General features: G+C 43.7%; 2 protein-coding genes. One reads left to right on the forward strand and one right to left on the reverse strand.

Annotated features, from left to right (window positions below; genetic code table 11):
* Positions 1-136: 136 nt before the first annotated feature.
* The gene (locus ABFQ95_08475) at positions 137-331 is read left to right on the forward strand and encodes a hypothetical protein (protein ID MEN8237549.1); all 195 of its coding nucleotides are present in this window, start codon (positions 137-139) and stop codon (positions 329-331) included.
* A 554-nt stretch (positions 332-885) separates the two neighbouring features.
* On the opposite strand, the gene ABFQ95_08480 is transcribed toward ABFQ95_08475, so the two are convergent.
* Positions 886-1,980, reverse strand: coding sequence for a Glu/Leu/Phe/Val dehydrogenase dimerization domain-containing protein (locus ABFQ95_08480; GenBank protein ID MEN8237550.1), 1,095 nt, complete (start codon positions 1,978-1,980; stop codon positions 886-888).
* Positions 1,981-2,234: the final 254 nt, after the last annotated feature.

The raw sequence follows: 2,234 nt of genomic DNA on the forward strand, positions 1-2,234 counted from the left end.
ATTCATGCCCCTAGGTTCGTCCGGCAGCACGGACGGTTCCCTCCATGCTCATATGAACATGTGGAAACAACTCTCAAAAGCAACTTCGTGTCGCACCCTGTCCACTAACCAACCCGATCTATGAAAGAGATCAGATATGGCTAACGCCAATGTACAGTATGCCGACTTCCGACGCCAGCATTTCCTGGGGCAGTTTATTGAATATTTGCCTATTTCTGCTTGGTTCGCCGCACAAATGTTGTGGAAGCGGTATATTGTGGCGAGTGGTCTGGGAACCTGTCGCGTTTGCTTCTATAGGGGTCAGCTCTTAACTATTGGGGGCTGGCCCTGATAGGGGGGCAATCAAGTACTTTCAGGATATGACCTTTTTGGCACTGCCGTCAATTGTGTTGGTTCAGCGGGAATCGGACAAATGACCTTCGTTTCTTAGATACTACAAAGGCCCAATCTCATCGATCAAGTCCTATCTTTTTGGTAGCAGATTTTCTGACAGAATGCACTCATTTTTAATCATGCTCTGTTTAGATATTCTGCTTTTGAGCACAGCATTTTGTAGCAAGACTACAAATCCCTAGTCAAGGCAACCTGCTAGGCAGGCGCTGCGCTCGCTTCTCTCGCTCCGCGGCCTCTGACAAGGGATTTGGAACCTTGCTTTAAGGGCATCTGTGCACAAAAGCACAATCAGCATCAACTCTTCCCTTCATTTAAAAAAGCCGCGTGTTGCACAAATTTTAGGCTAAGCAGCGCACTTTTCTAATGAACTATCTTCTGCTCTGTGGCGCTTTTCCTTAGCCTGAGCTAGCTTCACCTTCCTTTCTTTAAAAATCTGTTCTTCATTTCTATTCAGTTTTTGAATTGGTGCAATGTAGCCAAAACAATTTTTTTTTATGATGAGTTATCACTGAAGAAGTGGTTGAAACGTTCACGATCTCCGCCTAAGGTGTTCACGTTCTCCGCAATACGCACTTGGGCCATTTGGTCAGCAACGCGGTTGGTTGGCTCCTCAAACAAATGGCTCTTTTGAAATATTTGCGCCAAAGTTTGAGGGATCTCGTCTACTTTTTTTAAGACTTGTTCTCGATTATAGCAAGGCCCAGAATAATAGACATCAATAAGTCCTCCCGCATTGATTACATAATCTGGTGCAAAGAGAATCCTTTGCTCTTGAAGGAGGCGACCCATTTCAGCACTTTCCAGTTGGTTGTTTGCAGCCCCTGCAACAATTCGGCCCCTTAATCGCGGAATGGTTTTTGCGTTTAAAATATTTCCCAAACCACAAGGTGCAAAGATATCGGCCGATACGTCATAAATGGCCTTAGGATCCACAATCTCGATTCCTAGTTCTTGTTTGGCCATATCAGCTCGAACGTCGTCAATGTCGCATGCAACAACATTAACGGATTCATTGTGCAATAATCTGGCCAGTGCCAAACCCACCTTTCCAAGACCCTGAATCGCCACAGTCTTGCCCAATAAATTGCCAGTCCCTAGGAGAGCTTTTTGCGCTTCCTGCATACCTTGAAATACCCCATAGGCCGTAATAGATGAGGGATCACCACTGCCATCTTCCGGAAGGCCTTTGACAAAAGATGAAACCTGGCCCATAATTTTAATTTCTTCAGGACCAATGCCCACATCTTCTCCGGTAATAAAATTACCTTGCAATGTATTAAGCTGTATTGCGTATCTTTTTAGCAATGCTGGAGATTTGTTTTTTTGTGGACCCGCTAAGATAACCGCTTTGCCTCCTCCAACTGGAAGATTAGCCAGGGCTGCCTTATAGGTCATGCTTTTAGAAAGACGCAAGACATCATCTATGGCCTCTTGCTCATCTTGATAGTGCAAAAAACGTGTCCCGCCGATTGCTGGACCCAGGAAGGTATTGTGGATGGCAATAATTGCTTGCAACCCCACGGATACGTCGGTAAATACCATGAAATTTTCGTGGTTGTCAAAGTAAGGTGAGCTAATGATGGACAATTTAACCTCCATTTTTATAATCTCTACTATAAAAAATTTTGGTTAAATATTAGTATGCTTTTGCAATTATTAAAATTTATACAAATATCTACTTGCAACACTACTCTAGAGTCTAAACCATAAACCATAGGGTATGACCGGTCAATAATGTAAAAGTAAGGTTATTTCATAAAGATCCCCGCTAATCCTTGTGTGTTGATTCTTTCCCAGAATTGAGGCCAACGTCCCTTGGTTCTTGCGATCGACCTTAAGGA

This window comes from Pseudomonadota bacterium (assembly GCA_039714795.1).
Classification (GTDB): domain Bacteria; phylum Pseudomonadota; class Alphaproteobacteria; order JAGOMX01; family JAGOMX01; genus JBDLIP01.